General features: G+C 58.4%; 26 protein-coding genes. 6 read left to right on the forward strand and 20 right to left on the reverse strand.

Going from position 1 to position 26,263, the window contains the following annotated elements; all coding sequences use genetic code 11:
- Positions 1-50: 50 nt before the first annotated feature.
- Positions 51-1,796, reverse strand: a complete 1,746-nt coding sequence (gene ggt / locus P346_RS01575; RefSeq protein WP_193743819.1) for a gamma-glutamyltransferase — start codon at positions 1,794-1,796, stop codon at positions 51-53.
- A gap of 123 nt (positions 1,797-1,919) precedes the next feature.
- Here ggt and P346_RS01570 point away from each other — a divergent pair, with 123 nt between their 5' ends.
- Entirely contained in the window at positions 1,920-2,297 is a 378-nt protein-coding gene (locus P346_RS01570) for a DUF2756 family protein (protein ID WP_032650582.1), read from the forward strand.
- Here the strand turns inward: P346_RS01570 and ugpQ are convergent.
- The 10 genes from ugpQ to livK form a co-directional block, all read right to left on the reverse strand.
- The gene (ugpQ, locus tag P346_RS01565; RefSeq protein ID WP_032662613.1) at positions 2,281-3,027 is read right to left on the reverse strand and encodes a glycerophosphodiester phosphodiesterase; all 747 of its coding nucleotides are present in this window, start codon (positions 3,025-3,027) and stop codon (positions 2,281-2,283) included. The genes P346_RS01570 and ugpQ overlap by 17 nt on opposite strands.
- Positions 3,024-4,094 carry a sn-glycerol-3-phosphate import ATP-binding protein UgpC gene (locus P346_RS01560; RefSeq protein ID WP_032662615.1) on the reverse strand — a complete coding sequence of 357 codons (1,071 nt, stop codon included), beginning with the start codon at positions 4,092-4,094 and terminating at the stop codon, positions 3,024-3,026. The genes ugpQ and P346_RS01560 overlap by 4 nt, the downstream gene beginning before the upstream one ends.
- A gap of 1 nt (position 4,095) precedes the next feature.
- Positions 4,096-4,941, reverse strand: coding sequence for a sn-glycerol-3-phosphate ABC transporter permease UgpE (gene ugpE / locus P346_RS01555; RefSeq protein WP_013099125.1), 846 nt, complete (start codon positions 4,939-4,941; stop codon positions 4,096-4,098).
- Positions 4,938-5,825 carry a sn-glycerol-3-phosphate ABC transporter permease UgpA gene (gene ugpA, locus P346_RS01550; RefSeq protein WP_023310026.1) on the reverse strand — a complete coding sequence of 296 codons (888 nt, stop codon included), beginning with the start codon at positions 5,823-5,825 and terminating at the stop codon, positions 4,938-4,940. The genes ugpE and ugpA overlap by 4 nt, the downstream gene beginning before the upstream one ends.
- A gap of 105 nt (positions 5,826-5,930) precedes the next feature.
- Positions 5,931-7,247: a sn-glycerol-3-phosphate ABC transporter substrate-binding protein UgpB gene (ugpB, locus tag P346_RS01545; protein ID WP_023310025.1), complete on the reverse strand. Its 1,317-nt coding sequence runs from the start codon at positions 7,245-7,247 to the stop codon at positions 5,931-5,933.
- Positions 7,248-7,602: 355 nt separating this feature from the next.
- Positions 7,603-8,316 carry a high-affinity branched-chain amino acid ABC transporter ATP-binding protein LivF gene (gene livF, locus P346_RS01540; protein WP_032662617.1) on the reverse strand — a complete coding sequence of 238 codons (714 nt, stop codon included), beginning with the start codon at positions 8,314-8,316 and terminating at the stop codon, positions 7,603-7,605.
- A gap of 1 nt (position 8,317) precedes the next feature.
- Positions 8,318-9,085, reverse strand: a complete 768-nt coding sequence (livG, locus tag P346_RS01535) for a high-affinity branched-chain amino acid ABC transporter ATP-binding protein LivG (RefSeq protein ID WP_032662618.1) — start codon at positions 9,083-9,085, stop codon at positions 8,318-8,320.
- A complete protein-coding gene (livM, locus tag P346_RS01530) occupies positions 9,082-10,359 on the reverse strand; it encodes a branched chain amino acid ABC transporter permease LivM (RefSeq protein WP_023310023.1) in 1,278 nt (425 codons plus the stop codon). Before livM ends, livG begins: the two co-directional genes overlap by 4 nt.
- Entirely contained in the window at positions 10,356-11,282 is a 927-nt protein-coding gene (livH, locus tag P346_RS01525; protein ID WP_008500099.1) for a high-affinity branched-chain amino acid ABC transporter permease LivH, read from the reverse strand. The genes livM and livH overlap by 4 nt, the downstream gene beginning before the upstream one ends.
- 46 nt (positions 11,283-11,328) lie before the next feature.
- Positions 11,329-12,438 carry a high-affinity branched-chain amino acid ABC transporter substrate-binding protein LivK gene (gene livK / locus P346_RS01520; protein WP_032662620.1) on the reverse strand — a complete coding sequence of 370 codons (1,110 nt, stop codon included), beginning with the start codon at positions 12,436-12,438 and terminating at the stop codon, positions 11,329-11,331.
- A 424-nt stretch (positions 12,439-12,862) separates the two neighbouring features.
- Here livK and panM point away from each other — a divergent pair, with 424 nt between their 5' ends.
- Positions 12,863-13,246, forward strand: a complete 384-nt coding sequence (panM, locus tag P346_RS01515) for an aspartate 1-decarboxylase autocleavage activator PanM (protein ID WP_032662622.1) — start codon at positions 12,863-12,865, stop codon at positions 13,244-13,246.
- 117 nt (positions 13,247-13,363) lie between these two features.
- Here panM and livJ read toward each other — a convergent pair whose 3' ends face one another.
- The 6 genes from livJ to ftsY all read right to left on the reverse strand — a co-directional run bounded on the left by livJ (position 13,364) and on the right by ftsY (position 20,350).
- Positions 13,364-14,464 carry a branched chain amino acid ABC transporter substrate-binding protein LivJ gene (livJ, locus tag P346_RS01510; protein WP_072163886.1) on the reverse strand — a complete coding sequence of 367 codons (1,101 nt, stop codon included), beginning with the start codon at positions 14,462-14,464 and terminating at the stop codon, positions 13,364-13,366.
- 197 nt (positions 14,465-14,661) lie between these two features.
- Entirely contained in the window at positions 14,662-15,927 is a 1,266-nt protein-coding gene (locus P346_RS01505) for a 4-aminobutyrate--2-oxoglutarate transaminase (protein ID WP_032662624.1), read from the reverse strand.
- A gap of 137 nt (positions 15,928-16,064) precedes the next feature.
- Positions 16,065-16,922, reverse strand: a complete 858-nt coding sequence (rpoH, locus tag P346_RS01500) for an RNA polymerase sigma factor RpoH (protein ID WP_023310018.1) — start codon at positions 16,920-16,922, stop codon at positions 16,065-16,067.
- Between the two features lie 251 nt (positions 16,923-17,173).
- Positions 17,174-18,229, reverse strand: a complete 1,056-nt coding sequence (gene ftsX, locus P346_RS01495) for a permease-like cell division protein FtsX (protein WP_032662628.1) — start codon at positions 18,227-18,229, stop codon at positions 17,174-17,176.
- Positions 18,216-18,887, reverse strand: a complete 672-nt coding sequence (gene ftsE / locus P346_RS01490; protein WP_023310016.1) for a cell division ATP-binding protein FtsE — start codon at positions 18,885-18,887, stop codon at positions 18,216-18,218. Before ftsE ends, ftsX begins: the two co-directional genes overlap by 14 nt.
- 2 nt (positions 18,888-18,889) lie before the next feature.
- Positions 18,890-20,350 carry a signal recognition particle-docking protein FtsY gene (ftsY, locus tag P346_RS01485; protein WP_032662631.1) on the reverse strand — a complete coding sequence of 487 codons (1,461 nt, stop codon included), beginning with the start codon at positions 20,348-20,350 and terminating at the stop codon, positions 18,890-18,892.
- Positions 20,351-20,477: 127 nt separating this feature from the next.
- Here ftsY and rsmD point away from each other — a divergent pair, with 127 nt between their 5' ends.
- Together rsmD and P346_RS01475 are read left to right on the forward strand one after the other, a co-directional pair.
- On the forward strand, positions 20,478-21,080 hold the full coding sequence (rsmD, locus tag P346_RS01480; protein WP_023310014.1) for a 16S rRNA (guanine(966)-N(2))-methyltransferase: 603 nt from the start codon (positions 20,478-20,480) through the stop codon (positions 21,078-21,080).
- Complete coding sequence (locus P346_RS01475) at positions 21,064-21,345, forward strand: DUF1145 family protein (RefSeq protein WP_010436509.1); 282 nt, start codon at positions 21,064-21,066, stop codon at positions 21,343-21,345. Before rsmD ends, P346_RS01475 begins: the two co-directional genes overlap by 17 nt.
- 83 nt (positions 21,346-21,428) lie before the next feature.
- Here P346_RS01475 and P346_RS01470 read toward each other — a convergent pair whose 3' ends face one another.
- On the reverse strand, positions 21,429-21,788 hold the full coding sequence (locus P346_RS01470) for a DUF2500 domain-containing protein (protein ID WP_032662633.1): 360 nt from the start codon (positions 21,786-21,788) through the stop codon (positions 21,429-21,431).
- A 129-nt stretch (positions 21,789-21,917) separates the two neighbouring features.
- On the opposite strand from P346_RS01470, the gene P346_RS01465 reads away from it, so the two are divergent.
- Both P346_RS01465 and zntA read left to right on the forward strand, forming a co-directional pair.
- Entirely contained in the window at positions 21,918-22,544 is a 627-nt protein-coding gene (locus tag P346_RS01465) for a lysoplasmalogenase (RefSeq protein ID WP_023310011.1), read from the forward strand.
- A gap of 76 nt (positions 22,545-22,620) precedes the next feature.
- Positions 22,621-24,792, forward strand: coding sequence for a Zn(II)/Cd(II)/Pb(II) translocating P-type ATPase ZntA (zntA, locus tag P346_RS01460; protein ID WP_032662635.1), 2,172 nt, complete (start codon positions 22,621-22,623; stop codon positions 24,790-24,792).
- A gap of 87 nt (positions 24,793-24,879) precedes the next feature.
- On the opposite strand, the gene ubiA is transcribed toward zntA, so the two are convergent.
- Both ubiA and ubiC read right to left on the reverse strand, forming a co-directional pair.
- Positions 24,880-25,749 (reverse strand): 4-hydroxybenzoate octaprenyltransferase, encoded by an 870-nt coding sequence (gene ubiA / locus P346_RS01455; RefSeq protein WP_032662636.1) that lies wholly within the window; start codon positions 25,747-25,749, stop codon positions 24,880-24,882.
- 12 nt (positions 25,750-25,761) lie between these two features.
- Positions 25,762-26,259, reverse strand: a complete 498-nt coding sequence (gene ubiC, locus P346_RS01450) for a chorismate lyase (RefSeq protein WP_023334136.1) — start codon at positions 26,257-26,259, stop codon at positions 25,762-25,764.
- Between the last annotated feature and the right edge of the window lie 4 nt (positions 26,260-26,263).

The raw sequence follows: 26,263 nt of genomic DNA on the forward strand, positions 1-26,263 counted from the left end.
GGAATGAAACACGTAGGCCGGGTAAGGCGAAGCCGCCACCCGGCAACACATCAATACCCCGCCGACAAATCATCCACCGACCGCGGGTCCGACGCGCCAAACAGCGCCCCGTCTGGCCCCACCATAATGCTCTGGGTGCTGCCCATCGCCTCTTTCACCGCCACCTTTTGACCGCGCTGCTCCAGCAGCTTGATGGTATCCGGGCTAAAGCCCTTCTCCACGCGCAGCTCGTCAGGCAGCCACTGGTGATGGAAACGCGGAGCGTTGGTCGCTTCGGCGACGTTCATCCCAAAGTCGATGCTGTTCACCACCATCTGCAGCACGGTGGTGATAATACGGCTCCCGCCAGGGCTGCCGGTCACCAGCCAGGTTTTCCCGTCTTTCACGACAATGGTGGGCGACATGGACGACAGCGGACGTTTCTTCGGCCCTACCGCATTCGCATCGCCGCCAACCAGCCCGTAGACGTTCGGCACGCCCGGTTTGGCAGAGAAGTCATCCATCTCGTTGTTCAGCAGAATGCCGCTGTTGCCCGCCACAATCCCGGTGCCGAAGGTAGTGTTGAGCGTGTACGTCACCGCCACCGCGTTACCGTCTTTATCCACCACCGAGAAGTGGGTGGTCTGGTTGCTTTCGTACGGCGCCAGCTTGCCGGGGCGGATCTCGCTCGACGGTTTGGCCTTGTTGATATCGATCTGATCGGCAATGGATTTGGCATACGCCTTGTTGGTCAGCGCCTGCCACGGCACCTTCACGAAGTCTGGATCGCCGAGATATTCCGAACGGTCGGCGTAGGCGCGTTTTTCCGCTTCCGCCATCACCTGCATGGCGTCCGCGCTGCCGAAGCCGAACTTGTGCATGTCGAAGTTTTCGAGAATATTGAGGATCTGCACGATATGGATCCCGCCGGAGGACGGCGGCGGCATGGAGAAGACCTCGTAGCCGCGATAGGTGCCGCTAATTGGCTCGCGCTCCACCGCCTTGTATTCCGCCAGATCCGCTTTGGTGATGAGCCCGCCGTTCTTTTGCATCTCTTCAGCAATCTGGTCGGCAATTGCCCCTTTGTAGAAGGCGTCCGGACCGTGCTCCGCAATCAGCTCCAGGCTTTTGGCGAGGTTCTTCTGCACCAGCTTATCGCCCTTCTTCAGCGGCTCGCCGTCTTTCCAGAAGATGGCCTTGCTGTTTTCGTGATTCGGAATCACTTCGCTGCCGTAGGTCTTGAGATCGTCCGCCAGCGCATCGTTTACCACAAAGCCGTCGCGCGCCAGCTTGATGGCAGGCTGCACCACCTTGTTCAGCGGCATCGTGCCGTATTTTTCCAGCGCCAGCGAGAAGCCCGCAACGGTGCCCGGCGTGCCGGTGGCGAGGTGCGAAGTCAGGGATTTTTTGCTGTCAGGGTTACCCTGATCGTCGAGGAACATATCGCGGGACGCCTGAGAAGGCGCCATTTCTCGGAAATCGATGGCGGTGGTTTTGCCGTCTTTGGTGCGCAGCATCATAAAACCGCCGCCGCCCAGGTTCCCCGCCTGCGGATGCGTCACCGCCAGCGCATAGCCGACGGCGACAGCTGCATCCACCGCGTTGCCGCCCTGCCTGAGAATATCGACGCCCACTTTTGTTGCCAGCGCATCCACCGACGCCACCATGCCATGGGTTGCCCGCACGGGATGAAAAACATCTTCCTCCACGCCGTAAGAGACCGGAGGCGCCGCTGGCGGGTTGGCCGCCACGCTAAATGTACCGCCTGCCATCAGCGCGGCGATGGCAACCCAGCGCAAAAACGTTGGTTTCATCATTATTGTTCTCCAGGTGAAGGGATCCATATTCCCCGCTTAAGCCTGGTTCACAACTCCTAAAAAATCATCGTCATGGTGAAATCAGGGTAAACTTAAGAGAGACCTCAAGAGGAGGAAATGACAATGAAACGCTTATTGATTCTTACGGCGCTGATCCCGTTTGCCGCGCTCGCACAGCCGCTCAACACCATGAATAACCCGAACCAGCAGGGTTACGTTATCCCGAGCCAGCAGCGTATGCAGACGGAGATGATGAGCCAGCAACAGCAGCAGAAAGGGATGCTTAACCAGCAGCTTAAAACGCAGACCCAAATGCAGCAGCAAAGCCTGCAAAATCAGATGAACGCCAACACCCAGCGCGTGCAGCAGGGGCAGGTGCGCGAGCAGCCGCTGCCGAATAAAAACGGCGGGATGTTAGGGGGAATGACGTCGTCAGGCAGCGGACAGCAGCATATGCTGCCGCCGCAGTCGAATGGCAGTATGCTTAATCCGCAGAACTAAAGTTCGGGCCGATCAGGTCGATTGCATCGGTACAGATGCTGTCCACGCCCCAGCGCAGCAGCTCGGCTGCGCGCTGGGGTTTGTTAACGGTGTAGACCAGAATATGCAGACCCGCGTCCTTCAGCATCTTCACCCGCACTTCATCCAGCAGCCTGTGGTTGAGATGGATAGAAACGCACGCTAAGCGCGTCGTCAGCTCGCGCCAGTCCTCGCGCCACTCGTCAAGCAGCAGCCCGCGCGGTAGCTCCGGCACGGCCGCCTGTGCGGCCTCCAGCGCATCGATTTCAAATGATGACAGCAGCGGCGCGGTCATTCCTTCCCACAGCTCGCGCGCGGCCAGGGCAATGACTTTGCCCGTCAGCGGCCCGGTGCCGGTAGTCGGTTTGATTTCGATATTGGCCATCATGCCGTGCTGGCGACAGCGATCGGCCACTTCCGCCAGCAGCGGCAGCGGTTCGCCTTTAAATTCGCCGCTGTACCAGCTTCCGGCGTCCACCTTTAGCAGATCGCGCCACGGCAGTTCACCCGCCACGCCCCAGCCGTTGCTGGTGCGTTCGAGATTATCGTCATGCAGCAGGAAAATTTCGCCGTCTTTCGACAGCTTGGCGTCGAACTCGATCATCGTGTGACCGTAGCGCGCGCCAACGTCAATTGCCGCCAGGGTGTTCTCCGGCGCCAGCTTACCGCCGCCCCGGTGGGCGACGACGTGGGGATAAGGCCAGTTGCTCATACTCGTTGTCCTGTTTCACCGTCAAACAGGTGCAGATGGTTTTCCGGCAGGTGAAGCCACAGCGTGCTGCCTGCTTTAGGGCGCTCCTGATGCGGCAGGCGCACCACCATTTTTTGTTCGCCCCAGCGCCCGTGCGCCAGGTTATCTGCACCCAACATCTCCAGCGTGTCCATCACCAGCGGCACGCCGCCGTCCGCCTGAGAGGTTAAAGCAATATGCTCCGGGCGGATTCCGAGCGTCATCTTACGCCCGGCGTAGCCACGATAGTACCAGTTGATCGGCAACGCCATCCCGCTTTCCAGCTCAAAATGCGTGCCCGCGCTGCTGATACGCCCTTCGAGCAGGTTCATTGCCGGGCTGCCGATAAAGCTTGCCACAAAGCGGGTGGCCGGTTTCTCGTACACCTCCACCGGAGTGCCAATCTGCTCGGCGATGCCTTTGTTCATCACCATCACGCGCTGGGCGAGGGTCATGGCTTCGACCTGATCGTGGGTCACGTACAGAGAGGTGGTTTTCAGACGACGGTGCAGCTGCTGCAGCTCAAGACGCATCTGCACGCGCAGCTTGGCGTCGAGGTTAGACAGCGGCTCGTCGAAGAGGAATACCGCCGGATCGCGCACGATGGCGCGCCCCATCGCCACGCGCTGGCGCTGGCCGCCGGAGAGCTCGCGCGGGCGGCGCTTCAGCAGGCCGTCCAGCTCGAGAATGCGCGCCGCCTCTTTCACCCGCTCGTCGATATGGCCTTTGCCCATGCCGCGGATTTTCAGCCCCCAGGCCATGTTCTCTTCCACGCTCATGTGCGGATAGAGGGCGTAGTTCTGGAACACCATTGCGATGCCTCTGTCTTTCGGCTCCATCTCGGTGACGCGCTGGCGGTCAATCCAGATATCCCCGGAGGTCACGCGCTCCAGCCCCGCCACCATGCGCAGCAGGGTGGATTTGCCACAGCCGGACGGGCCGACCATCACGATAAATTCCCCGTCCGCCACGTCGAGCGTCAGCGGCTGAATAACCTGGGTTTTGCCATCCCAGCTTTTGGTTACTGCCTGAAGTTTTAAACCTGCCATCTTATTTCTCGCTATCGACCAGGCCGCGGACAAACGCACGCTGCATGGCTAAAACAATGACTACGGGTGGGATAAGGGTGAGCAGCATCGCCGCCATCACCTGGTTCCAGAGGGTGGTGCCTTCGCCGGTGGCGATCATGCCTTTGATGCCCGCCACGGCGGTGCCGAGGTTGACGTCCTGAATAATCAGCAGCGGCCACAGGTACTGGTTCCAGCCGTAGATAAAGGTGATCACAAACAGCGCCGCAAGGTTGGTTTTCGACAGCGGCAGCACGATGTCGCGGAAGAAGCGCATCGGCGACGCGCCGTCGATGCGCGCCGCTTCAATCAGCTCGTCCGGCAGAGTCATAAAGAACTGGCGGAACAGGAAGGTGGCGGTCGCCGAGGCCATCAGCGGCAGGGTTAAGCCCGCATAGCTGTCGAGCATCTTCAGGTTGGCGATCACCTCCACCGTCGGGAAGATACGCACTTCCACCGGCAGCATCAGGGTAATGAAGATCATCCAGAAGAAGAGGTTACGCAGCGGAAAGCGGAACCAGACGATGGCGAAGGCCGAAAGCATCGACACCGTAATTTTGCCGACCGTAATGCCAAACGCCATGATGAAGCTGTTGAGCATCATCAGCCAGAACGGGGCGCTGTTGGCGCCCACGCCCTGGGTCCAGATGGTCTTCATGTTCTCGAAAAGATGTGTGCCTGGGATCAGCGTCATCGGCGTGTCGAACACCGCTTTTGTGTCCAGCGTGGCGGCGACAAACGCCACGTACAGCGGGAAGAGGATGACGATGATCCCTAAAATCAGCATGGTATGGCTGAAAATCGTCAGCCCGCGACGGTTCTCAATCATTGGTAGCGCACCTTACTTTCGACATAGCGGAACTGCACCACCGTGAGGATGATGACGAGGAACATCAGCACGACCGACTGCGCGGCAGAGGCGGAGAGGTCCAGCCCCGCGAAGCCTTCGCGGTAGATCTTATAGATAAGCGTCGTTGTCGCCTGCACCGGGCCGCCTGCGGTCGCCGCGTCGATCACCGGGAAGGTGTCGAAGAAGGCGTACACGAGGTTAACCACCAGCAGGAAGAAACTCACCGGGGCGATCAGCGGCAGCGACAGCCTGAAGAAACGACGAATGGGCCCTGCGCCGTCAATCGCCGCGGCTTCCACCAGCGAGCGCGGGATGGACTGCAGCGCGGCAAAGAAGAACAGGAAGTTGTAGCTGATCTGCTTCCACACCGAGGCGAATACCACCAGGAACATCGCCTGACCGCTGTTCTGGGCGTGGTTCCAGTCGTAGCCCAGTTCGGCCAGGAAGTGGGTAATCAACCCGCGCCCCGGGTTAAACAGGAAGATCCACAGCACGGCAGCGACGGCGGGAGCCACGGCGTAAGGCAGCAGCATCAGGGTTTGATAAATACGGCTGCCGCGCACCACGTAGTCCACCAGCGCGGCGAAAAACAGCGAGGCAACCAGACCGCTGACGGTTACGAGGGCGCTGAACTTCATCGTCGTCCAGAAGGAGTCCAGGTAGTAGCTGTCGTGGAACAGCGCGGTGAAGTTGTCCAGGCCAACAAACTGGCTGGAAAGCCCGAACGGATCGACGCTTTGCACCGAGTACCACAGCGCTTCGCCCGCAGGCCAGATAAAGAAAATAACGGTGATGACCAGCTGCGGCGCGACCAGCAGATACGGCAGCCAGCGGGAACGGAACACCGGACGGGATGATGACATAGGTTTGCTCAGGTTGGTTTCCCCTCACCCCGGCCCTCTCCCAAAGGGAGAGGGGGTATACGTTCCCTCTCCCTTTGGGAGAGGGTTAGGGTGAGGGTAAAAAGATTAAGACTTCGTCGACTGCTCAAAGCGGCGCAGCAGCTGATTTCCACGCTCTACCGCAGAGTCCAGCGCCTGCTGTGGCGTTTTCTTACCGGTCCACACGCTTTCCAGCTCTTCATCCACGATGGTGCGGATCTGCGGCATGTTGCCCAGACGCAGGCCTTTGGTGAACGGCAACGGCGGCTTGTTCAGCATCTGGCGCGTCGCGATATCCGCGCCCGGGTTCTTGCTGTAGAAGCCCTGCTCGCGGGTCAGGTCGTACGCGGCTTTGGTGATCGGCAGGTAGCCGGTCTTCTGGTGCCATTCGGCGGCGTTTTCAGGCTTGGCCAGGAAGTCGAGGAACTCGGCTACGCCTTTGTAGGTGCCTTTGTCTTTACCCTGCATGACCCACAGGCTCGCCCCGCCAATGATGGCGTTCTGCGGCGCGCCCTTCACGTCTGCGTCGTACGGCATCATGCCCACTCCGTAGTTGAATTTGGCGTAGTGACGGATATCCGCCAGCGAGCCGGACGAGGCGGTGGTAATGGCGCAGTCGCCGTTGTAGAACTTCTCGGTGGATTCGTCTTTACGTCCGAAGTAGCTGAAGTCGCCCTTCTTGTTCAGATCGGCAAGCAGCGCGATATGCTTCACCTGCTCCGGCTTGTTGAACTCCAGGACCGCGTCGGTGCCGTCGAAGCCGTTGTTTTTGGTCGCCACCGGCAGGCCATGCCAGGCGCTGAAGTTTTCAATCTGGATCCAGCCCTGCCAGCCGCTGGCGTAGCCGCACTTCATCCCCGCCGCTTTTAGCTTCGCGGTGTACTCCGCCAGGTCCTGCCAGGTTTTTGGCGGCTGCTCCGGGTCTAAACCGGCTTTTTTGAAGGCGTCTTTGTTGTAGTACAGCACCGGCGTAGAGCTGTTAAACGGCTGGGACAGCAGATGGCCGGTTTTGGAATCCGTGTAGTAACCCGCTACGGTCGGCACGAACTGCGATTCGTCGAAGTTGATGCCCGCCTCTTTGAAAACTTCATAGACCGGCTTGATGGCTTTGGAGGCCATCATGGTGGCGGTGCCCACTTCATAAACCTGTAACAGGGCAGGCGCGTTGCCGGTACGGAAGGCGGCGATCCCCGCGCTCAGGCTCTGCTCGTAGTTGCCTTTGTACACCGGCACAATTTTGTAATCCGGGTGGGTGTCGTTGAAACGCTGCGCCAGGGAGTCAACTTCTTTACCCAACTCCCCTTCCATTGAATGCCAGAACGGAATGGTGGTGACAGCCATTGCGTTCGTCGCAAAAGCCAGACCCAGTGCCAGACCCAAAGCTGTGTGTCGTAACGATGTCATTGTCATCTCTCTTATTGTGCCGGATGCGCGATATCACGCGTTTTATGTTCGCGAGGTAACATGACATGCTCGAATTACAGAAAAATAACTGTTTGTTTACAGATAAGTGACAGCCAGGCGTCAGGGGGATGATGGTTGTGTGAAAGGGTTGGGGGTGTGGTTTAGGTGCGGTCTGGTGCCCTCACCCCAACCCTCTCCCACAGGGAGAGGGAGCAAACACTAAAAAAGGCAACTTGCGTTGCCTTTTGCTTTTACCTCGTGCGGTCTGGTGCCCTCACCCCGCCCTCTCCCACGGGGAGAGGGAGAAAAGCGTGTAGGCCCGGTAAGCGTAGCGCCACCGGGCGATACAGACGGCTCAGCCGCCCAGATACGCGCTCCGCACCGCCTCGTTCGCCAGCAGCGCGTCGCCGGTATCCTCCAGCACCACGCGGCCGTTCTCCAGCACGTAGCCACGGTCAGCGAGCTTCAGCGCCTGGTTGGCGTTCTGCTCGACGAGGAAGATGGTCATCCCCTCTTTACGCAGCTGTTCAATGGTGTCGAAGATCTGCTGGATGATGATCGGTGCCAGACCGAGCGACGGCTCGTCCAGCAGCAGCAGGCGCGGCTGGCTCATCAGCGCGCGGCCAATCGCCAGCATCTGCTGCTCGCCTCCGGACATGGTGCCCGCACGCTGGATGCGGCGCTCCCACAGGCGCGGGAAGAGTTCGTACACCCGCTTGATGCGGGACTGGTATTCATCGCGGTGAGCGAAGAACCCGCCCATCGCCAGATTCTCTTCCACCGTCATGCGGGAGAAGACGCGGCGCCCTTCCGGAACAATCGCCACCGCCTCGCGCATGATTCTGGCGGTCTGCCAGTCGGTAATGTCTTTACCATCGAACACAATCCGCCCGCTGGTGGCGCGCGGGTCGCCGCACAGGGTGCCGAGCAGCGTGGTTTTGCCCGCGCCGTTGGCCCCAATCAGGGTCACGATTTCCCCCTGATTGATATGCAGGCTGACGTCGTGCAGCGCCTGGATCTTGCCGTAGTGCGCGTTGACATTGTCGAACGTTAACATCGCTTTTTCCATCTTATGCCTCACCAAGGTATGCGCGGATCACGTCCGGGTTGTTGCGGATCTCTTCCGGCGTGCCGTTTGCCAGCGGCGTGCCCTGGTTGACCACGTAGATACGATCCGAAATACCCATCACCAGCTTCATGTCGTGCTCAATCAGCAGGATGGTGGTGTCGTGACTGTCGCGCAGCTCGGCAATCAGCTCGTCCAGCTCTTTGGTCTCTTTCGGGTTGAGCCCTGCCGCCGGTTCGTCGAGCATCAGGATTTCCGGCTGCGTCACCATGCAGCGCACAATCTCCAGGCGACGCTGGTCGCCGTAGGCCAGGTTGCTCGCCTGACGGTTGGCGTGCTGCAGCAGGCCAATTCGGTCGAGCCAGGTGGCGGCGCGGTCAAGCGCTTCACCCTGCGCGCGGCGGAAGGCCGGGGTTTTCAGCAGGCCGGAGAACAGCCCGGTTTTCAACTGCTGATGCTGTGCCACCAGCAGGTTCTCAATTACCGTCATCTCACGGAACAGACGCACGTGCTGGAAGGTACGCACCACGCCCATGCGGGCGATCTGCTGGCCCGGCAGCCCTTCCAGGTGCTGGTCGCGCAGCATGATGGTGCCGCCCGTCGGCTTGTAGAAGCCGGTCAGACAGTTGAAGACCGTGGTTTTCCCTGCACCGTTCGGGCCAATCAGGGAGACAATCTCTTTCTTGTGCAGATCCAGATTCACGTTGTTGACTGCCAGCAGGCCGCCAAAACGCATCATCAGACCGTTAACGGATAATAATGGCTGACTCATGCCTGCTCTCCTTTCGCTTGCCCGTTCTTCAGCTTCAGCTGTGGACGGGTCATCGGCAGCAGACCCTGCGGACGCCAGATCATCATCAGCACCATCAAACCACCCAGCATCAGCATGCTGTATTCGTTAAAGTCGCGCATAAGCTCGCGCGAGACCACCAGCAGGATGGCCGCGAGGATAACGGCAAACTGCGAGCCCATCCCGCCGAGCACCACAATCGCCAGCACGAAGGCGGATTCGGCAAAGGTGAACGATTCCGGGCTGACGAAGCCCTGACGCGCGGCAAACAGCGTTCCGGCGAAACCGGCAAACGCGGCGCTGATGGTGAACGCGGTCAGCTTGATGCGGGTCGGGTTCAGGCCCAGGGAGCGGCAGGCGATCTCATCTTCACGCAGCGCTTCCCACGCGCGGCCCAGCGGCATGCGCAGCAGACGGTTGATCACGAACAGGGTAATCACCACCAGCAGCAGCGCCACCAGATAGAGCCAGATCACGCGGTCGGACGGGTCATACTTCACGCCGAAGAAGTTGCTGAAGGTATCCCAGCCGCCTTCGCGGGCGGTACGGCTGAACTCCAGGCCAAAGAAGGTCGGTTTCGGGATCTGGCTGATGCCGTTCGGGCCGCCGGTCACTTCGGTATTGTTGAGCAGCAGGATACGGACGATTTCGCCGAAGCCTAAGGTCACAATCGCCAGGTAGTCACCGCGCAGGCGCAGAACCGGGAAGCCAAGCAGGAAGCCCGCCGCGGCAGAGACCAGCCCCGCCAGCGGCAGGCAGGTCCAGAACCCGAGACCGTAATAGTGGTTCAGCAGCGCGAAGGTGTAGGCACCGATGGCGTAGAAGCCGCCGTAGCCCAGCACCAGCAGGCCTGAGAGCCCCACCACCACGTTCAGCCCGAGGCCGAGAATCACGTAGATCATGGTCAGAGTGGCGATATCCACGGTGCCGCGAGACACCACAAACGGCCACGCCACGGCGGCCACCAGCAGCGCCACGAGGAACAGCTTCTGCTTAACCGTAGAACCGTCGATTGCCGGCAGCACGAATTTTGGACCGGAGACGTTTTTCAGCGTCTTCTGGAACAGCGGACGCAGCAGCTGGAACAGGAACACCACGGCCGTACCGATAAACACCCACTGCCAGCGGATGTCAGCTGCGGTATCGACAACCAGTTTGGTGCCATTCAGCTCAAGCTGGACGCCCATAAAGACGCTGGCCAGCACGAAGAACATGGCGGCAGAGAGCAGCGCCATTGCAAAATGCATCGGTTTCATACTTTCTCTACCTCCGGACGGCCCAGAATACCGGTAGGCATCACCAGCAGAACCAGAATCAGCAGGGCAAACGACACCACGTCTTTATATTCCGTGCTCAGGTACGCCGAGGAGAGCGCTTCCGCCACGCCCAGAATCAGGCCGCCAATCATCGCGCCCGGAATACTGCCGATACCGCCCAGAACCGCCGCGGTGAAGGCTTTCATCCCGGCCATGAAGCCGATGTACGGGTTGATCACGCCGTAGAACTGGCCGAGCAGGACACCCGCCACCGCCGCCATCGCGGCGCCAATCACGAAGGTCAGGGCAATCACGCGGTCGGTGTTGATGCCGAGGAGACTCGCCATCTTCAGGTCTTCCGCGCAGGCGCGGCAGGCGCGTCCCATACGCGAGTATCGGATGAACAGCGTCAGAGCGAGCATCGCAATAAAGGTCACGACCCAGATAACCAGCTGCATGGTGGTGATAGAGGCCGCGAAGTTTTCGCTGGCCCCCACAATCCACTGGCCGTTAAACAGGCTTGGCAGCGCCACGTCGCGCGAGCCTTCGGTCAGGCTGACGTAGTTTTGCAGGAAGATCGACATCCCGATCGCGGAAATAAGCGCAATCAAACGCTTGGAGCTGCGCACCGGCCGGTAGGCCACGCGCTCAATGCTCCAGCCGTAGGCGCTGGCAATCACAATCGCGCCGACAAACCCGGCGGCGACCAGCAGCCAGCTGCTGTCGATGCCCATCATCATCAGGGCGGCGATAATCATAAAGGAGACGTAGCTACCGATCATGTACACCTCGCCGTGGGCGAAGTTGATCATGCCGATAATGCCGTAAACCATCGTATAGCCGATGGCGATCAGCGCGTAGGTGCTTCCCAGCGTAACGCCGTTAAACATCTGCTGCAGGAAATAGAGAAACTGCTCGGACATATGCAAACCTTTTTATACCCGCCCGTCATGCCGGGCGGTGGGATAATTATTTGGCGGCCGAGGATGAACCATCGGCGTGCCACTTAAAGACACCAAACTCAAATCCCTTCAGATCGCCTTTCTCATCCCAGTTCAGCGGCCCAATCACGGTGTTCGCCCCGTGCGCTTTTAAATCTTTAACCAGATCCAGCGGTTCTTTGCTGCCGGAGCGATCCAGCGCGGTGGCCAGAGACTGTACGGCCGCGTAGGTGATCCAGACATATGGACCACTCGGATCTTTCTTCTGCGCCTTGAGCGCATCCACGATAGCCTTGTTGGCCGGATCCTGGTCATAGCGTTTTGGCATCGTCACCAGCATGCCTTCAGCAGAATCCCCCGCGATGTTTGACAGGGAGGCATTGCCCACGCCCTCTGGCCCCATAAACTGGGTTTTCAGGCCGGTGGCGCGCGCCTGGCGCAGCATCTGGCCCATCTCCGGGTAATAGCCGCCGTAGTAAACGAAGTCGATGTTCTCTTTTTGCAGACGGGCGATCAGCGCGGAGAAGTCTTTCTCACCGGCGGTAATGCCGTCGAAGAAGACGATGTTCGCGCCGCCTTTTTTCAGGCCGTCCTGAACGGAGCGCGCCAGGCCTTCGCCGTACTGCTGTTTGTCATGAATAATGGCAATGCGCTGTGGCTTAACGCTCTCGAGGATGTATTTGGCGGCGGTGGGACCCTGCGAGGAGTCCAGACCGGCGGTACGCATAATGTGCTGATAGCCGCGCTGGGTCAGCTCAGGGTTCGTTGCGCCTGGGGTGATCATCAGAATGCCTTCGTCTTCGTAGATATCAGACGCAGGCTGCGTGGAGGATGAGCACAGGTGGCCGATCACATACTGAATACCGTCGTTGACGATTTTGTTGGCGACCGCGACGGCCTGTTTCGGATCGCAGGCGTCGTCATATTCCACGCCCACCAGCTTGTCGCCCTTAATGCCGCCCTTGGCGTTGATGTCTTTAATGGCCTGGCGCGCGCCGTTGAACTCCATGTCACCCCACTGGGCAACAGGGCCGGACATCGCCCCCACTACCGCAACCTTAATGTCGTCTGCCATAGCGGCATGCGAGATCGACAGTGCGACCATCCCCGCGATTAACGTCTTCGCGTTCCTTTTCATCTCTGAATCCCCATTCGTGATGTCGTGTTTATATTTTGTTTTATTATGGTTAAAAAGCATTCTGTACTTTTAATGAACAACGCTATTTTTACCAGTGCCTTTAATGGTTTAGCGCAGGTTTTTGTCAAAAACCAGACTAAAATCTCTATTTTTCAGGCGATTAAGCAAAGATAATATTCTGAAATCAGGCAGAGATAAACAAATAAAAGTGCAGTTTGCAGCATAAAATAACGGTACAAAGCGCCGAATAAATCACTACCGTTCAGGTTAAAATTCTGCTTATTTTTCGATCCATGTGTTTTCAAGCTGCCCATCGCGTTGCCAAAAAACTAATCGCCTGGTTAATGAGAATAAAAAGAGGAAGCCGCTGGGTGAATAAATTGAGTACACTGCCCCTACTCAATCTGATTTGGACAAGTGGCTAATGAAACTGACTATCGTGCGTCTGGTGACCTTTAGCGACCAGGATCATATCGACCTGGGCAAGATCTGGCCGGAATATTCCCCTTCGTCGCTGCGCGTTGATGAGACCCACCGTATTTATGCCGCGCGTTTTAACGAACGCCTGCTGGCAGCGGTTCGCGTAACCCTGAGCGGTACGGAAGGGGCGCTGGACTCGCTGCGCGTGCGTGACGTCACCCGTCGCCGCGGTGTGGGACAGTATTTAATTGAAGAAGTGATCCGTGAAAACCCGAGCGTGACCTCATGGTGGATGGCTGACGTGGGCGTGGAAGACCGTGCCGTGATGGCGGCGTTTATGCAGGCGTTAGGGTTTACGGCGCAGGAGAGCGGGTGGGAGAAGCGCTAAAAGAAAGCCGGGTGGCGGCTGCGCCTTACCCGGCCTACGAGGTGCTCATTGTAGGCCCGGTAAGCGAAGCGCCACCGGGCAAAAGAGGGGCTGTGCGGCCTGATGCCCTCACCAGCATTATTTGGCGTCAGTAGCCGTGCCGTTCGCATGCCAGTCAAACACGCCGAACTCGAAGCCCTTCAGGTCGCCCTTCGCGTCCCAGGAGAGTGGTCCCATGACGGTCTCGACGGTATTCGCTTTCAGCCAGGTGGCAATCTCAGCCGGATCGGCCGACTGGTTCAGGCCCGCCTGCAGCGACTGCAGCGCCGCGTAGGTGGTCCAGACGAACGCGCCGCTTGGATCCTGTTTCTTCGCCTTGATGGCATCTACGATAGGTTTGTTCGCAGGAACCTGGTCGTAGTTCTTCGGCTTGGTCACCAGCAGGCCTTCAGCTGATTCACCCGCAATGTTAGACAGGGACACGTTCGCCACGCCTTCCGGGCCCATAAACTGGGTTTTCAGGCCCGCAGCGCGCGCCTGGCGCAGGATCTGGCCCATTTCCGGGTGGTAGCCACCGTAGTAAACGAAATCAATATTCTCTTTCTTCAGACGCGCCACCAGGGTGGAGAAGTCTTTCTCACCGGCGGTGATCCCGTCGAAGAACACCACGTCGGCATTCGCTTTCTTGAGATTATCCTGCACTGAACGCGCCAGACCTTCACCGTACTGCTGCTTGTCATGAACGATGGCAATGCGCTTCGGCTTCACTTTTTCAACGATGTATTTCGCCGCGGTTGGGCCCTGGTCAGAGTCCAGACCGGTGGTGCGCAGGGTCAGCTTGTAGCCGCGCGCGGTCAGCTCTGGTGCGGTCGCTGCCGGGGTGATCATCAGAATACCTTCGTCTTCGTAGATGTCAGACGCTGGCTGAGTTGAGGAAGAGCACAGGTGGCCGATAACGTATTTGATCCCGTCGTTCACCACTTTGTTCGCGACCGCGACCGCTTGTTTCGGGTCACAGGCATCATCATATTTTACGATCTGCAGTTTTTCGCCCTTGATACCGCCCTTGGCATTAATGTCTGCAACCGCCTGCTCAGCGCCGGTAAACTCCTGGTCGCCGTACTGTGCTACCGGACCGGACATTGCGCCAACAACGGCCACCTTGATGTCTGCCTGTGCCATGGTGCTGAATGCCAACGCGATACATCCTGCCAGTAACGCTTTACCCTTCATGTTCATCCTGAGATTCCCCATTATTATGGTTATTACGATTGTTGTGATGTTGTTGTGCAGCGCTTTATGTCAGTTATAGGTGTGCTGTCCGCGCTTTTTCAGCATACTCTGCTAAAACATACCCGATTTTTATGATTTTGGAATAGCTAATTTGAAATGAATATATGCCAGGCCCGGCTGGGATTTTCGCCGGGCATGTGGCTTTAACGTGTCAGCGACGCGGAGATAATGTCCAGCGCTTTACGGAACTGCGCTTCAGGAATAGTCAGCGGATAGAGGAAGCGAATGACGTTGCCGTAGACGCCGCAGCTCAGAAGAAGCAGCCCTTCCTGCAACGCGCGCTCCTGCACCTGGCGGGTAAATTCCGGCGAAGGCTGACCCGTTTGCGGGTCGTTAAACTCCACCGCCACCATCGAGCCCTGCGCGCGAATGTCAGCGATATACGGGCAGTGTTCCTTCGCCTTGTTCAGCACTTCCACCAGGTGATGGCCAAGATGAGCCGAGCGCGTGCAGAGATCCTCTTCATCAATCACGTCGAGCACGGCATGCGCCGCCGCAATCGCCAGCGGGTTTCCGGCGTAGGTACCGCCCAGCCCGCCCGGCGCGGGTGCGTCCATCACCTCCGCACGGCCCGACACCGCAGAAAGCGGCATCCCGCCCGCCAGGCTTTTCGCCATGGTGATCAGATCGGGCTTCACGCAGTGGTGTTCCATCGAGAACAGCTTGCCGGTACGGGCAAAGCCGCTTTGCACCTCGTCGGCAATCAGCAAAATACCGTGGGTGTCGCACAGGGCGCGCAGCGCCTGCATAAAATCAGCTGGCGCAATGTTGAAACCGCCCTCTCCCTGAACCGGTTCGAGAATAATGGCCGCGACCTGGTCGGATGCGATGTCCGCTTTAAAGATACGTTCCAGGCTTTTCAACGCTTCCGCCGTGCTGACGCCGTGCAGTTCATTCGGATACTGCGCGTGATACACCGAACCGGGGAACGGGCCAAAGCCGAGCTTGTACGGCGCAACTTTGCCGGTCAGCGCCATGGTCATAAAGGTGCGGCCGTGGAACGCGCCGCCGAAGGTAATAAGGCCGGGGCGTTTGGTGTACGCCCGCGCAATTTTAACCGCGTTTTCAACCGCCTCTGCCCCCGTGGAGAAGAACGCCGTTTTAGCCGGACCGTCAACGGGCACGCGCTGGTTGATGCGCTCGGCAAGCGCCACATAGCCTTCGTACGGCACAATCTGGTACGCCGTATGGGTAAACGCGTGGAGCTGTTTTTCAATGGCGGAAATGACTTTTGGATGGCGATGGCCGGTGTTCAGCACCGCGATCCCGGCGGCGAAGTCGATGTACTCGTTGCCTTCCACGTCCCACACCGTGGCGTTTTCAGCTTTATCGGCATAGAAGTTACACATCACGCCGATACCGCGCGGCGTCGCCTGTAAACGCCGGTCGTTCAGTTCGTTATTTTTCACCCTGTCCCCCTGAGAAAATCGCCTGCTTAGCGCATCAGTAAGTGTTTGCCAGGGGGAGGGAATTCGCCAGAGCGGGCGCTAAAAAAACAAAACCCCCCGAATTTGCATTCGAGGGTTCTCGGTGTACTTCGCGAAAATTACGCTTCGATAGCGGCGCGAAGTTTTTTCATGGCGTTCTTTTCAAGCTGACGGACACGTTCCGCAGAAACGCCGTAGCGGTCGGCCAGCTCCTGCAGCGTGGACTTGTTGTCTTCGTCCAGCCAGCGGGCGCGAATAATATCCTGGCTACGTTCGTCGAGGCCTTCCATCGCATGGGTCAGCTTGTTCGCGGCCTGATCTTCCCAGTTATCCTCTTCGATGCCATCAGCAAAGTTAGAGGTTTTATCCTGCAGATACAGAACCGGCGCCATCGGCTGGCTGTCAGATGCGTCGTCGTCGGAGGACATATCAAAGGTCATGTCCTGCGCGGCCATACGGGATTCCATCTCACGCACGTCTTTGCTGGTTACGCCCAGCTCGCGCGCCACCATTTCCACTTCATCCTGGTTGAACCAGCCCAGACGCTGCTTGGCTTTACGCAGGTTGAAGAACAGTTTGCGTTGCGCTTTTGTCGTGGCGACTTTCACGATACGCCAGTTGCGCAGCACGTATTCATGAATTTCTGCTTTGATCCAGTGCACAGCGAAGGAGACGAGTCGCACACCCACTTCCGGGTTAAAGCGACGCACAGCCTTCATCAGGCCGATGTTACCTTCCTGAATCAAGTCCGCCTGCGGCAGGCCATAGCCCGCATAGTTACGAGCAATGTGAACAACAAAGCGCAGGTGAGACAGGATCAGCTTTTTCGCTGCTTCCAGATCGCCCTGGTAATGCAGCTTTTCAGCAAGCTCCTTTTCTTCCTCGGCCGTTAACATCGGCCAGGTGTTCGCAGCCCGGATATAAGATTCCAGGTTACCAACAGGGGCTAAAGCTAAAGTTTGCATTTCTTTGGTCATTCATTCCTCTCAATGTTTCTTCTGGTCCTGGTCGTCCCCGTCAGGCAACAACCATGCCAAAGCGTTTGAGCAACGAGATTAGCATTCACTCTTTTATCAGACAGTGATTTTATCCACAAGTTCCAGGTGCAACGGTGAATAAATTACGCACAAATTGTGACATGGAGATTATAACAGGGGAAGCGACAACAGGGACGCTTTCCCTGCAGAGCGAACATCTCGGTGCAGGGAAAGATTATATCACGCTTTTATTAGTCGGGAGTAAAGTGACGTAAATGTTGAACGGTTGCCAGCCAGGCTGCCACCCACCCAATCATCGAGCAAACCAGCAGCAGCAACAGACACTCATCGAAGCCTAAGCCACTGATATCAAACTTCGTTCCGAAAACCTGCGCCACTTCAGTGACGGCAGATGAAAGCCGCATCACCAAAATTTCTGACAATATCAGTGAAAGAAATGCACCGGAAAAACCGAGCAGTGCGCCACCGTAAAGGAACGGTCGGAGGATGAAACCATCTGTCGCACCAATCAGTTTCTGCACGTTGATGGTATCGCGACGGGCGAAAATGCTCAGGCGCACGCTGTTACCGATGACGAGGAAGACCGCCGCCACCATCAGCACGCCAATCATCGCCGCGACGCGCCCTACCAGCCCGGTCAGGGCAGCAAGGCGCGCAAACCAGCTGTCGTCCATGCGCACTTCATCAATGCCCTTAATGCGCGTGATGCGATCGCGCAGGGTGTTAAGCGAATCGGTCCCCTGGAAATCCAGCTTCGGGATCACCACCGCCACGGCGGGCAGCGGGTTCTCTTCGAGCATATCCAGCGCGCCGCCAAAGCCAGACCAGTTACGGAACTCGCCCAGCGCGTCTTCGCGTGAGAGATAGTTGACCTTCTCCACGCCCTGCTCGGCCTGGATTTGCCCAACCACCTGCGCTGCGGCGTTATCGTCGAGCGCTTTATCCATATAGACAGTGATCTGCGGAGACGGATAATACTGTGAGGCCGCCTGATTGACGTTTTTATAGACCATATAGCAGACGCTTGGCAGCGTCAGGGAGATGGCAATTACCATCACCGTCAGGAACGTCGCCAGCGGTTTGCTTTTCAGGTCCTGCAGCGCGCCGTGGAAGGCATAGCGCACCTGCTCGTTGAACACGTTGGTTTTACGGGAGGCCGGTTTTGGCGCGGCCTTCTGGCGCTTCGGCGCATTACGATTGCCGTCACCACCGCCCTGCGGCTTACGGAAACGGTCAAACCGGTTTCCGAACTGCCGAATCTGGTTTATTGCATCACGCTTGTTCACCGTGGCCTCCGTGCAAATGCCCGTCGCTCAGGGTCAGCATGCGGTACGAACGACGGGAAATGAGCCCGATGTCGTGCGTCGCCATCAATACCGTGACCCCTACGCGGTTGAATTCCTCAAACAGACGCAAAATCCCTTCGGACAGGGCATCGTCCAGGTTACCGGTTGGTTCATCCGCCAGCAGTACGGCAGGCTTGTTCACCACCGCGCGGGCGATGCCCACGCGCTGCTGTTCACCGCCGGAGAGCTGGATCGGGAAGTTCTTCGCTTTGTCCAGCAGCCCGACCTTATCCAGCGCCGCAGAAACGCGACGGCGGATATCGTCATAGCTGGCGCCGGCAATAATCAGCGGAATGGCCACGTTGTCGAAAACGGTGCGATCCATCAGCAGGTGGTGATCCTGGAAAATCATGCCGATCTGACGACGCAGGAACGGCACTTCGCGGTTTTTCAGGCGGCTGATCTCATGGCCGCCGAAAAAGATTTTCCCGGCGCTTGGCCGCTCGATCCCACAGATAAGCTTGAGCAGGGTACTTTTCCCCGCGCCGGAATGGCCGGTCAGGAATGCCATCTCGCCCGGCTGCAGGTGGAATGTCACCCCCTGCAGCGCTTGTCTCCCACCGAGATAGGCCTTGCTGACGTGTTCAAAGCGAATCATTGTTAGTCCTCTCGGGCAAATAATGCCTCAATAAAGTCGTCCGCTTTAAACGGACGCAAATCCTCAATACGCTCGCCCACACCGATGTAGCGGATAGGAATGCCGAACTGGTCGGCCACGGAGAAGATCACCCCGCCCTTCGCGGTGCCGTCCAGCTTGGTCAGCGCGATCCCCGTCAGTCCTACCGCTTCATTGAACAGCTTCGCCTGGCTGATGGCGTTCTGTCCGGTGCTGGCATCAATGGTCAGCATAATTTCATGCGGTGCGTCTTCGTCCAGCTTCTTCATGACGCGAACGATTTTCTTCAACTCTTCCATCAGGTGCGATTTGTTCTGCAAACGCCCTGCGGTATCGGCAATCAGCACGTCCACGTTGCGCGCCTTCGCCGCCTGGATGGCGTCGAAGATCACGGACGCGGAGTCAGCGCCGGTATGCTGGGCAATCACCGGAATGTTGTTGCGCTGGCCCCAAACCTGCAGCTGCTCAACCGCTGCCGCACGGAAGGTATCGCCCGCCGCCAGCATCACCGATTTGCCCTGCTGCTCGAACTGACGCGCCAGCTTGCCGATGGTGGTGGTTTTACCCACGCCGTTTACGCCGACCATCAGAATAACAAATGGCGTTTTGCCTTCAATATTAAGCGGTTCGTCAACTTTTGCGAGAATTTCACCCATCTCGTCTTTCAGCAGACCGTACAGCGCTTCGGCGTCGCGCAGCTGTTTGCGGCTCGCCCCTTCGGTCAGATTGGCGATGATCTTACGGGTGGTTTCCACGCCGACGTCCGCAATCAGCAGCTGTTCTTCCAGCTCTTCAAAGAGATCGTCGTCGATCTTTTTGCCGCGGAACAGACTGATAAATCCGGAACCTAAGTTTTCTTTGGTTTTGAGCAGGCTGCGCTTCAGGCGCGCGAAGAAACCTTCTTTGGTCGGTTTTTCCTGCTCCTGGACGCTCTCTTCTTCGGCCTGCTCTTCTACCGGCACGACGATGACCGCTTCTTCAGCCGCTTCTGCCGCCAGCGCCTGGGCTTCCAGCTCTTCGTCGGTCAGCTCTGGCTCGAGTGCCGCTTCTTCTTCCACCGCCTCAACAATTTCAACGGTTTCCGCTTCCGCCTGCCACTCTTCGGCAGACACCTCTTCGGCTTTCACCTCTTCCGGCAGCGGCAGCTCTTCGTGTTCGATAACGGCCTGCGGCGTTTCGGTAATATCCTCAACGATAATCGGTTCTGGCTTCTCGCTCTCCTGAACCTGTTCCGTGACCTCAACCACCTCTTCCGCAAAGGATTCAATCTCTTCTTTGCTGTGCGCCGTTTCTTCCGCTTCGACAACCGCGGCGGTTTCTACAGGCGTTTCAGGCTGTGACTGCTCTTCAACGGCTTGTTGCTCTTCGGTTTTCTGTTCTGTTTCTTGCTCTTTTTCACCGAAGCCCAGCCAGGAAAAGAAGCCACGTTTTTTTTGTTTTGCCATCTGCGACTACACTCCTCGCGGCGCTATATACATGGAAGCTAAAAAAATGATGAAATAGTCTAACACTTTACTTAATTGACATCACCGCCCGCAATCGCAGGCCAATTGTTAACAGAGCTTTCCTGAAATGAAGAAACCCAACCGCGCCCCGGCCGGTCAAATTCGTATTATCGGCGGTCAGTGGCGAGGCCGGAAATTACCGGTGCCGGATAGCCCCGGTTTACGCCCTACTACCGACCGCGTGCGCGAGACGCTGTTTAACTGGCTGGCCCCGTCAATGGTAGACGCCCACTGCCTGGACTGCTTCGCCGGAAGCGGCGCGCTCGGGCTGGAAGCGCTGTCGCGCTATGCCGCCAGCGCCACGCTGCTGGAGATGGAGCGCGGCGTGGCGCAGACGCTGCAGCAAAATCTGGCGACGCTGAAGGCGAGCAACGCCAAAGTCGTGAACACCAACACGCTGAGTTTTCTTGCGCAGAAAGGCACGCCGCATAACGTGGTGTTTGTCGACCCGCCGTTCCGTAAGGGGCTGCTGGAGGAGACGTTATCCCTGCTGGAGCAAAACGGCTGGCTTGCGGATGACGCGCTAATTTACGTTGAAAGCGAAGTGGAAAACGGTTTACCGCCGGTACCCGCGCACTGGGATCTGCACCGCGAAAAGGTCGCCGGTCAGGTGGCCTATCGTCTTTATCACCGTCAGGCACAAGGAGGCTCCGATGCCGGTACTGATTAACCTGGGACGTTTGCTGATGCTGGGCGTCTGGGCATTTTTGATTTTAAATCTTGTGCACCCGTTCCCGCGCCCGATGAACATTTTCGTTAACGTCGCGCTGATTTTCACGTCGTTCATGCACGCCCTGCAGATGGTGATGCTGAAAAACGGCCTGCCGAAAGACGGCCCGCAGATGACGGGCTGGCAGCAGCTGCGCGTGTTTATTTTCGGCGTGTTTGAACTGCTGGTGTGGATGAAGAAGTTTAAGGCGCAGGTGAAGAAGTAAGGTGCGGCCTGATGCCCTCTCCCACAGGGAGAGGGAACGATTACACCCTCTCCCTGTGGGAGAGGGCAGGGGTGAGGGGAAAATTACCGCTCCGGTTCAAACCCCTCAAACCGCGATCCTTTGTAGCTCAACGTCCCTTTCTCCCCCACCGTCAGCTGATGGTACTGCTGCGCCTCCAGGCGGAAGGTCATCTCCAGGCCGCCCGTTTCCGGCTTAAAGCTCGCTTCATAGCGCATTGCTGTGCCCGCAGGCGTCACCTGCTGCTGGCGCGAGCGGCGATCGTTGAGCGGCTTCTCGCGTTTGTTGGTCACCTCCACGCGCTTTTGCATCAGCGGCGCGGCATCGTTATCCGCCTTCTCGCGGCGCTGCTGCACGAAACGGAACGAGGCGGCAATGACGATAATCGCCACCACGATAATGAAAAAAAGCGGCATCTTGCTCATTGAAAAATCCCATCAGATTATGCGGAATTCAGGATACATTGCCTGTACCGCCATTGCCAAACGCCCGCCCGCGTCACTACACTGGATCAGAAACTGATTATTCAGACTTAACAGATACAGGGAGTTAATATGCTTTGGTCATTTATCGCTGTCTGTTTTTCCGCATGGCTTTATGTCGATGCGTCGTACCGCGGTCCCACCTGGCAGCGCTGGTTGTTTAAACCGGTCACGCTGTTGCTCCTGCTGCTGCTGGCATGGCAAGCGCCGATGTTCAACGCCGTCAGCTATCTGGTGCTCGCCGGGCTGTGTGCATCCCTGATTGGCGATGCCTTAACCCTGCTGCCGCGCCAGCGCCTGCTGTACGCCGTTGGGGCGTTCTTCCTCTCCCATCTGCTGTATACCATCTACTTTGCCAGCCAGATGACGCTCTCCTTCTTCTGGCCGCTGCCGCTGGTGCTGCTGGTGATTGGCGCGCTGCTGATTGCGGTGATCTGGTCACGTCTGGAAGAGATGCGTTTGCCGGTCTGTACCTTTATCGCCATGACGCTGGTGATGGTGTGGCTGGCGGGCGAGCTGTGGTTCTTCCGTCCGACCGCTCCGGCGATGTCCGCGTTCTTCGGTGCCGCGCTGCTGCTGATCGGGAATATCGTGTGGCTGGGCAGCCACTATCGCCGCCGCTTCCGGGCGGATAACGCGATTGCCTCCGCCTGCTACTTTGCCGGGCATTTCCTGATTGTGCGTTCGCTGTATATCTAAATAGCGCTTGACTCTGGAGTCGACTCCAGAGTGTATGCTGCGGTTAATGAGAAAATTATCATTGCCGGAGACTGCCATGTCGACTCCAGAAATACCTAAAAAAGTACCTCAATTCTCGGCACTTAAGCTCAGCCCGGCTCCGTCGAAAGACGACTGCTGCTGCGAAGGCGCGTGCGAAACGCCAACTCAACCCCTTCCTGAAAGCGGCAACCGCTTCAGCTGGGTCGTTAACGGCATGGACTGCGCGGCCTGCGCCCGCAAGGTGGAAAACGCCGTCAAGCAGGTGCCGGGCGTGAGTCACGTTCAGGTGCTGTTCGCCACCGAAAAGCTGCTGGTCAGCGCCGATAACGACGTCAGCAAACAGGTTGAAGCCGCCGTCAGCCAGGCGGGCTATACCCTGCGCAGCGAAACGGCGCCCGTTGAAAAAACCTCATCCCTGAAAGAAAACCTGCCGCTCATTACCCTCATCATCATGATGGCCCTGAGCTGGGGTCTGGAGCAGATTAACCATCCGTTCGGCAATCTGGCGTTTATCGCCACCACGCTGGTCGGGCTGTTCCCGATTGCCCGTCAGGCGCTTCGCCTGATGAAAAGCGGCAGCTGGTTTGCCATCGAAACGCTGATGAGCGTGGCGGCAATCGGCGCGCTGTTCATTGGCGCGACGGCAGAAGCGGCGATGGTGCTGCTGCTGTTCTTAATCGGTGAACGCCTTGAGGGCTGGGCGGCGAGCCGGGCGCGTAAAGGGGTCAGCGCGCTGATGGCGCTGAAGCCGGAAACCGCCACTCGCGTGATAAACGGCACGCGTGAAACGGTCGCCATCAATACGCTGCGCCCGGGTGACGTGATTGAAGTGGCCGCAGGGGGGCGTCTGCCCGCAGACGGCGCGCTGCTTACCGCCACCGCGAGCTTTGATGAAAGCGCCCTGACCGGGGAATCCATTCCGGTAGAGCGTGCCGCGGGTGAAAAAGTGCCTGCTGGCGCCACCAGCGTCGACCGTCTGGTGCAGCTCACCGTGCTTTCCGAGCCGGGCGACAGCGCTATCGACCGTATCCTGAAGCTGATTGAAGAGGCGGAGGAGCGCCGCGCGCCGGTCGAACGCTTTATCGATCGCTTCAGCCGGATTTATACCCCTGCCATCATGCTGGTTGCCCTGCTGGTCACCGTCGTCCCGCCGCTGTTCTTTGGCGCGCCGTGGGAGGGCTGGATTTATAAAGGGCTGACGCTGCTGTTGATTGGCTGCCCGTGCGCGCTGGTGATTTCCACCCCGGCGGCAATTACCTCAGGTCTGGCGGCTGCGGCACGTCGCGGCGCGCTGATTAAGGGCGGCGCGGCGCTGGAACAGCTGAGCCAGGTTCAGCATATCGCCTTCGATAAAACCGGTACGTTAACCGTCGGCAAGCCGCAGGTGACCGGCGTGTATCCGCAGGAAATCAGTGAAGATGAGCTGCTTACGCTGGCCGCCGCCGTTGAGCAGGGGTCCACTCACCCGCTGGCGCAGGCGATTGTGCGTGAAGCGCAGTCGCGCGGGCTGAATATCCCTCCGGCAACCGCCCAGCGGGCGCTGGTCGGGTCAGGGATTGAGGCCACCGTTGACGGTAAAAAGGTACTGATTGTCGCGGCGGGCAAGTCTTCTCATCCAGAGGTTGAGGCGTTAGAACAGACCGGACAAACCGTCGTGGTCGTCCTGCAGGACGGCGTCGCGAAAGGGATGCTGGCGCTGCGCGATACCCTGCGCGATGATGCCAAAGAAGCCGTGGCGGCGCTGCACAAGCTGGGCGTGCAGGGCGTTATACTCACCGGTGATAACCCTCGCGCGGCGGCAGCGATTGCGGGTGAGCTGGGGCTGGAGTTTAAAGCCGGATTGTTGCCCGCGGATAAGGTCAGCGCCGTGACGGAGCTGAACGCTCGCGCGCCGCTGGCAATGGTCGGTGACGGGATTAACGATGCCCCGGCGATGAAAGCGTCCACCATCGGTATAGCGATGGGCAGCGGTACCGACGTGGCGCTGGAAACGGCCGACGCGGCATTGACGCACAACCGCCTGACCGGGCTGGCGCAGATGATTAGCCTGGCGCGGGCGACGCGGGCCAATATCCGTCAGAACATCGGCATCGCGCTCGGACTGAAAGGGATTTTCCTGGTGACGACCCTGCTCGGCATGACCGGATTGTGGCTGGCGGTGCTGGCAGATACCGGGGCAACGGTACTGGTGACGGCGAACGCGCTTCGACTGCTGCGTCGCCGATAAAAAAAGCCCGGTGGCGCTAACGCTTACCGGGCCTACATGTCCTGCTAACTCGTAGGTCGGGTAAGGCGAAGCCGCCACCCGACTTTTTTATAAGAAATAGCTCATCGCCAGGCCTAAAAACAGCACCAGACCAACGTAGTTATTGTTCATAAACGCTTTAAAACAGGCGTCACGTTCACGCTTCGCAATCAGCTTTTGCTGGTACGCGAACAGCAGTCCCGCCACCAGCACGGACCAGTAAAACTCCCAGTTCAGCCCGTTCAGGCGACCGATCGCAACCATCAGCGCCAGTACCGCGACCTGAAGGATACCGATAATCAGCTTATCCTGACGACCAAAGAGGATGGCGGTGGATTTGATGCCAATCTTCAGGTCATCGTCGCGGTCTACCATCGCGTATTGCGTGTCATACGCCACCGCCCAGAGAATGTTCGCCAGGAACATCAGCCAGCAGCTGAGCGGTAAGGACTCACTAACCGCCGCAAACGCCATCGGAATCGACCAGCCAAACGCCGCGCCCAGCACCACCTGAGGCAGGTGGGTGTAGCGCTTCATAAACGGATAAACCCAGGCCAACGCCAGCGCCGCAACGGAAAGCAGGATGGTCATGGTGTTGAGGGTTAACACCAGCAGGAAAGAGAGCAGCACCAGAACAATGAACAGCACGCGGGCTTCTTTCCCGGTGACCTGTCCGCTGGGTAACGGGCGACCGGCAGTACGCTTAACATGACCGTCGAATTTACGATCGGCATAGTCATTCACCACGCAGCCCGCCGCACGCATCAGCCAGACGCCGGCAACGAACACGGCCAGGATCCACAGCGGCGGCACGCCCGGCGTGGCGAGCCACAGCGCCCACAGGGTCGGCCACAGCAGCAGTAACGCGCCAATGGGTTTATCGGTACGCATTAAGCGGTGATACGCCAACAGCTTATTCTGCGTCAGACTCCACTCCATTTTTTCTTCCTCTTAGTACAACGGTGATGCCGGTAAAAAAAGCTCCGTCAGAATTAACGGTTTACCGCTCAGGCGAAGGCGGGAACGACGCCCCCAGAGTTCGGCATCACGACCAATCTCAATAAAATCCCGGGTAAGCTCAGACGAGGTGAAAAGGTAGCGCCCCAGCGGCGTTTTCCCCAGACGTTGCAGCGCCAGCTCTGGCCCGGAAAGGGTGGACTCGGGCACCACCGTCCGCCCGGCAAGCCATGGTTCACCATCAGCACAGAGTAAAATTTCCCGCAGCCAGTAGCGTGGTTCCTGCGGCAGCAGCGGCAGCTCGCTGGCGATCTCATCGCCAGAGACAAACCCTTCCTGAATCAGGGTCACCGTGACCGTTTTACCCTGTTGCTCAAAACGTTTCGTCATGGAATCTTCCAGCAACAGCCAGTCAAGCTGCTGCGGATCAAGCGCAGGTATTTGGTCGAAATAGCGCAGCGCACGCAGTTGCGTTAGCGCAGGGTGTGACATGCCA

It is taken from the genome of Enterobacter sp. DC1, assembly GCF_000568075.1.
In the GTDB taxonomy this organism is placed as follows: Bacteria; Pseudomonadota; Gammaproteobacteria; order Enterobacterales; family Enterobacteriaceae; genus Enterobacter; species Enterobacter asburiae.

What these genes read in the sequence shown, in the direction of transcription:
- livM (WP_023310023.1), bottom strand. Translation starts at nt 10,359, where the DNA reads ATGAAACCGATGCATTTTGCAATGGCGCTGCTCTCTGCCGCCATGTTC.
- panM (WP_032662622.1), top strand. Translation starts at nt 12,863, where the DNA reads ATGAAACTGACTATCGTGCGTCTGGTGACCTTTAGCGACCAGGATCAT.
- rsmD (WP_023310014.1), top strand. Translation starts at nt 20,478, where the DNA reads ATGAAGAAACCCAACCGCGCCCCGGCCGGTCAAATTCGTATTATCGGC.
- P346_RS01475 (WP_010436509.1), top strand. Translation starts at nt 21,064, where the DNA reads ATGCCGGTACTGATTAACCTGGGACGTTTGCTGATGCTGGGCGTCTGG.
- P346_RS01560 (WP_032662615.1), bottom strand. Translation starts at nt 4,094, where the DNA reads ATGGCAGGTTTAAAACTTCAGGCAGTAACCAAAAGCTGGGATGGCAAA.
- P346_RS01465 (WP_023310011.1), top strand. Translation starts at nt 21,918, where the DNA reads ATGCTTTGGTCATTTATCGCTGTCTGTTTTTCCGCATGGCTTTATGTC.
- ugpB (WP_023310025.1), bottom strand. Translation starts at nt 7,247, where the DNA reads ATGACATCGTTACGACACACAGCTTTGGGTCTGGCACTGGGTCTGGCT.
- ugpA (WP_023310026.1), bottom strand. Translation starts at nt 5,825, where the DNA reads ATGTCATCATCCCGTCCGGTGTTCCGTTCCCGCTGGCTGCCGTATCTG.
- ggt (WP_193743819.1), bottom strand. Translation starts at nt 1,796, where the DNA reads ATGATGAAACCAACGTTTTTGCGCTGGGTTGCCATCGCCGCGCTGATG.
- livG (WP_032662618.1), bottom strand. Translation starts at nt 9,085, where the DNA reads ATGAGTCAGCCATTATTATCCGTTAACGGTCTGATGATGCGTTTTGGC.
- livH (WP_008500099.1), bottom strand. Translation starts at nt 11,282, where the DNA reads ATGTCCGAGCAGTTTCTCTATTTCCTGCAGCAGATGTTTAACGGCGTT.
- ftsY (WP_032662631.1), bottom strand. Translation starts at nt 20,350, where the DNA reads ATGGCAAAACAAAAAAAACGTGGCTTCTTTTCCTGGCTGGGCTTCGGT.
- P346_RS01470 (WP_032662633.1), bottom strand. Translation starts at nt 21,788, where the DNA reads ATGAGCAAGATGCCGCTTTTTTTCATTATCGTGGTGGCGATTATCGTC.
- livK (WP_032662620.1), bottom strand. Translation starts at nt 12,438, where the DNA reads ATGAAAAGGAACGCGAAGACGTTAATCGCGGGGATGGTCGCACTGTCG.
- P346_RS01570 (WP_032650582.1), top strand. Translation starts at nt 1,920, where the DNA reads ATGAAACGCTTATTGATTCTTACGGCGCTGATCCCGTTTGCCGCGCTC.
- ubiC (WP_023334136.1), bottom strand. Translation starts at nt 26,259, where the DNA reads ATGTCACACCCTGCGCTAACGCAACTGCGTGCGCTGCGCTATTTCGAC.
- ugpE (WP_013099125.1), bottom strand. Translation starts at nt 4,941, where the DNA reads ATGATTGAGAACCGTCGCGGGCTGACGATTTTCAGCCATACCATGCTG.
- rpoH (WP_023310018.1), bottom strand. Translation starts at nt 16,922, where the DNA reads ATGACCAAAGAAATGCAAACTTTAGCTTTAGCCCCTGTTGGTAACCTG.
- livJ (WP_072163886.1), bottom strand. Translation starts at nt 14,464, where the DNA reads ATGAACATGAAGGGTAAAGCGTTACTGGCAGGATGTATCGCGTTGGCA.
- ftsE (WP_023310016.1), bottom strand. Translation starts at nt 18,887, where the DNA reads ATGATTCGCTTTGAACACGTCAGCAAGGCCTATCTCGGTGGGAGACAA.
- ubiA (WP_032662636.1), bottom strand. Translation starts at nt 25,749, where the DNA reads ATGGAGTGGAGTCTGACGCAGAATAAGCTGTTGGCGTATCACCGCTTA.
- livF (WP_032662617.1), bottom strand. Translation starts at nt 8,316, where the DNA reads ATGGAAAAAGCGATGTTAACGTTCGACAATGTCAACGCGCACTACGGC.
- zntA (WP_032662635.1), top strand. Translation starts at nt 22,621, where the DNA reads ATGTCGACTCCAGAAATACCTAAAAAAGTACCTCAATTCTCGGCACTT.
- ugpQ (WP_032662613.1), bottom strand. Translation starts at nt 3,027, where the DNA reads ATGAGCAACTGGCCTTATCCCCACGTCGTCGCCCACCGGGGCGGCGGT.